The sequence below is a fragment of the Nitrospira sp. BLG_2 genome, from assembly GCF_049222245.1.
On sequence record NZ_JBLYIG010000515.1, the window covers coordinates 1 to 4,475 of the forward strand.

The following is a 4,475-nucleotide window of genomic DNA, read 5'->3' on the forward strand; positions in this document are numbered from 1 at the left end:
TTTCTTCGGACGCGTTTCTGAATTTTCTGAGCCATCGAAACCTTCATTCGTATCGGCTCCTCTCATCGGCGTCCGCCTGATTTCCTGCCCGCTTGGCACGATCCACTCATTCGCCGGCGCGTTCGATAACGGCGCACGCAATGCGGTCGCCCGCGTCCCCTGCCGGTTGACTGCGGTAGTCGTCGGCTTTCGCATGAACGACAAGAGCTGTGCCACTGCCGCCGACCAGCGCACCATCGCCTTGCAGAAGAGAAACGGCCGGATTGAATACGTGGAGACGCAGTGTGCCGTCTGCGCCCGCGAATTGGTTCGGCATATCGCCTTCATGCGGGCCGTTCTCGACCTTGAATCCGTGCTCTCGCTTCTTCAGTGCGTAATGACTGCCCGCGGATTTGAACCCGTCAGCCGCATCACAGCGCCCGGTTTGATGAATATGAAACGCATGTTCTCCCGGTGGAAGGCTCGACAGGTCGGCATCGATCAGCACCCCGTTGGGTGTCTGTATCAATGTCGCGGTTCCAACTTGCTTTCCCTTGGTATCCTTAAAGATAGCTTTGGCGTTGTTGGTTGCGAGCGCGTTCCCAACTGCCGAGAGCATCAGGTTGATGCCCATGATCGTCAATATTGTCTTTGTCATGTCCTTCTCCATCAATAAAGCCTTTACAAGTTATTTATGATACCCACGCGGGATACGGCCCGGTACGGACGAATACCCTAGTTGAGCTGCCGATTGAGCGATTTGTCTGTGACAAAGACAAGCAGCGGAACGATTTACTCGCCCTGTACAGGGATGTATATGACATTGCCCTGGCGGTTCACGAGCAGGAGGGCAAGATCGGTGGGCTTGAGGGGATCGGCGAGGCGCTGGAGTATCGCGAAATTGTTTATATGCTGTCGATTCAGTTCCAGCACGACATCCCCCGGCTGCAAGCCGGAGGTTTCGGCCAGGCTGCCTTCTTCAAGATCCGTCACGACGACGCCATTATTCACCGGCAAATCCATTTGCCGTGCCAGGGGAGGAGTGACGTCATCGAAGACGACGCCTGCAAGCGGATGGACCGTCGATACAGCCGAGGATGCCACCTGACTTTTCTTCGTGCGTTCACGCGGCGCTTCCTGAATGACCAGATCGGCCTGGTACTGCTTTCCATCCCGGATCAGCTCCACACGGTGTTTGGTGCCGATCGCCGATTGCGCCACGAGATTCCGCAACTGGCCGCTGTCCATGATGTCCCGACCGTCGAAACGCACCACGACATCGCCTCGTTTGAGACCGGCTCGTTCGGCAGATCCCTTGGCCTGCACATCGGTGACGATCGCGCCCTTGACGTCGGGGAGGCGAAAAATCTTCCCCAGCGGAGGGCTGACGTCTTGCGTCGAGGCCCCCAGGAATCCTCGCACCACACGACCCGTCTTAATAAGACTTTGCATGGCGGCACGGGCCATATTGCTGGGAATCGCAAACCCGACACCCACGCTCCCGCCGGTCGGACTCGCGATGGCCGTGTTGATCCCGATCAGCTCGCCACGGATATTGACCAGCGCTCCCCCTGAATTCCCGGGATTGATCGGCGCATCCGTCTGGATGAAGTCCTCGAAATCCGCCACGCCGACATCCGCGCGACCGACCGCGCTCACGATGCCGAACGTGACGGTGCGACTCAATCCCAGTGGATTGCCGATCGCAAGCACGAAATCCCCGACCGCCAAATGGCTCGAATCCCCCCAGACGGCGGTTGGAAGATTGGACGCATGGATCTTCACGACCGCCACGTCGGTTTTTGGATCGGTGGCGACCACTTTCCCTTTGTATTGTCGGCGATCCGCGAGGATCACTTCCACATCGACGGCATCGGCGACCACATGGTTATTGGTGACGATGTAGCCGTCCGGCGTGACGATCACGCCGGATCCCTGCCCATATTGCCGGCGGGTCGGCGGCTCCTTGAACAAACCAAACGGCAAGGCGTCGTCGCTGAAGGCCTGATCGCGCACCATGACGGTTGACGCGATGCTCACCACGGCAGGAATGACTTTATTGGCGGTACCCTTGACTTGGCTTTGCAAGTCTGGTCCGTTCGTTGCGGGTATCTGTTGAGTGCCGGCCAGTCCCGACACGGGGACAAGCACACTGCTCAAGATTCCACACACCGCCATCTGCTTCACGAATCCCATGCTGTTCACCTATGCGCGTCTACGCGGATGCGATTCAGAGGATCATTTCCAATTTCGTGCGACAGCCTATCATGTGGTGCACGCAGACGCATGCATAATTCTGCATGCGTGGACGACATCTTGCACACGCCGACTATCTTCCCGCCGACAACGGATCACGTCGATGTCCGAGCCGACTCGTCAGAATTCCCGGATGACTCGGAACCCGACTACCGGGATGGTGAGCCCTGTGGTCAATCGTGCCCCCACCCCCCCTTGAATCATCCAATATCGATCAATCTCATAGTGCACTTGAGGCATGAACAACACTCCGGTGCCTCCCCCAATGACATGATTGAGATTCGTTTCAACGCCCAGCACCATTCGCTCCGTCACATCCGCGAACAGCGTCACGTTCGAGAGGAATTCCGCCTCCTTGTCGGCCACTGGGCCGAAGACCTCCCCTCGGCCCCCGAGCATGCCGAACACACTCCACGTGTCATTAAATCGGAATCCCGCAAGATACAGGCCTGTCGTCGTCCACACGCTTGAATCCCGCCCATACTGGAGAATGGCCTGCGCACCATGGATAAAGCGATGATTCAGGGCGGTGCCGAATGAAAATTGCGCTGCGCCTTTATAGGCCTCCACTCGGCTATTCTCCATGGGAACTTCAAACTCAATAGCCACACCGTCACAGACAGCGTATTCAATTTCAGGCGCCCACTCAATCATTTCGTGGTCAGGGCTCCGTCGAACGAGGCCCAACGGGTCTTGAATGTCATTCACCCTGCTTGATTCCCGGCGTAATGGGACCAAGCCCAGCACATTGACCTCTCTTTCACCCCGTTTGGCCCCGAGGGGCCGGATGAGATCAAAAACCATCGGTTCAGCAATCCGAGGACCGCTCTCTTCGCCGGAGACCCGCTCAATGGTTTGGAGCGGTTGTTCTACCGGGGTCTTGCTCCGACAGCCCAGACTATCTGAATGCCTTCCGTTGGGAGGCTGAGCCGCCACACCCATGTTGAGCTCATGCCCGAGAGTAGGACCGGCCTCGGATAGTGGGAGATGCGGGAACTGAGGAAAGTTCTCCGCCATGGCGCCATGACTAAGGATTGCGCTAATGGCCCAGGGTAGAATGACCAGCCGCAGGATTCTGGAAACAGGATTTCCCTGACTCCTTCGTAAGAAGCCGTGGATCTCGTGCTGGTCGATCTCCTCCTTGCAGAGAGAGACGGTTTGAACCTGGTTCGCCGACTGCGCACCACCACGATCACGGCTCACCGTGCTCCTGAAGCGCTTTTGAGATACGGTCGGCAAACATGGATGACACGGATCGCTTTTCAACGATAACCAGAGGCGACGTTGATGAATATTGTATGGCCGGCGTTTTACCAGGGTTTGAGACCGCCGACTCATGTGCCTTCGAGAACAGCAGCGAGCAGGCTAACGGTGGCGCTGGATTGCGCTGAGTATTCGTCGCAATCTCCCATCATCGTCCTCGTCATAGATCTCCCCGACTATCTCCTCAAGAATGTCTTCAAGGGTCACGATGCCTAACAGAGTCCGATTTTCATACACCACGGCCATCAGCGTGCGACGTTCTTGCAACAGGCGCAGTCCGGTTAAGAGCGGCGCATCGGCCTGCAGCTTGACAACGGGCCTGACGAGTGATGACCAATTCTCTCCGCCCGCCTCCCGGAGCGCCATGAACTCTTTGGTGTTGAGAATTCCGACCACCTCCGTCTCTTCGAACACGGGAACACGGGTGTGGCCGGACGCCAGAATGATTCGCCTCACCTCATCTGCCGGCTGCGCGAGTTGAACATGAGTCACGTGTTTCCATGGCAAGAGGATGTCTTTTAGGCGCTTCCGCTCGAGATTGACGAGATTCACGACATACTGGCGATGTTGAGAAGACAGGGACTCCAGCATGATCGATTGGTCGGTGACATCGCCGACCTGTAGCTGTTGTGAAGATTCAGGAGCAGAGCCTCCGGCAAACCTCGGCAATCGTATCAGATTGAGCAGGGTCAGCATCTGTTTCGTGGACCATTCGAACATGGTCACGATTGGGCCGAAGATCCTGTCGATCAGCGAGAGCCAGGGCGCTGCTCGCAAGGCAAACCCCAGCGTATTTTTCAAGGCGAACGACTTGGGCACGAGTTCGCCCAGGACCACGGTGAAATAGGTCAGAGGCACTACCACGAGACCGATGGCGATCGTTTCGGCAGTCGCATCCCCCACAGCGAAGATGTTTTTGAGTATCGGGCTTAAAAGCTCTTCGGCGCCCGCGCCGCCGACGGCTCCCGCCAGCGCAC

General features: G+C 57.4%; 4 protein-coding genes. All 4 read right to left on the reverse strand.

The genetic code is table 11. The features are described from left to right. Window positions 1–106 precede the first annotated feature (106 nt). The gene (locus ACOSYY_RS13895) at window positions 107–637 is read right to left on the reverse strand and encodes a superoxide dismutase family protein (protein WP_421663114.1); all 531 of its coding nucleotides are present in this window, start codon (window positions 635–637) and stop codon (window positions 107–109) included. Window positions 638–771: 134 nt separating this feature from the next. After that, window positions 772–2,175, reverse strand: a complete 1,404-nt coding sequence (locus ACOSYY_RS13900) for a Do family serine endopeptidase (RefSeq protein WP_421663115.1) — start codon at window positions 2,173–2,175, stop codon at window positions 772–774. A gap of 180 nt (window positions 2,176–2,355) precedes the next feature. Continuing rightward, the gene (locus tag ACOSYY_RS13905) at window positions 2,356–3,438 is read right to left on the reverse strand and encodes a hypothetical protein (protein ID WP_421663116.1); all 1,083 of its coding nucleotides are present in this window, start codon (window positions 3,436–3,438) and stop codon (window positions 2,356–2,358) included. A 162-nt stretch (window positions 3,439–3,600) separates the two neighbouring features. Next, a partial coding sequence (locus tag ACOSYY_RS13910) for a CNNM domain-containing protein (protein WP_421663117.1) occupies window positions 3,601–4,475 on the reverse strand: 875 nt, incomplete at its 5' end.

Bases quoted from the DNA above. Each gene is read 5' to 3' on its own strand.
- ACOSYY_RS13895 (WP_421663114.1), bottom strand. From the start codon at position 637: ATGACAAAGACAATATTGACGATCATGGGCATCAACCTGATGCTCTCG.
- ACOSYY_RS13900 (WP_421663115.1), bottom strand. From the start codon at position 2,175: ATGGGATTCGTGAAGCAGATGGCGGTGTGTGGAATCTTGAGCAGTGTG.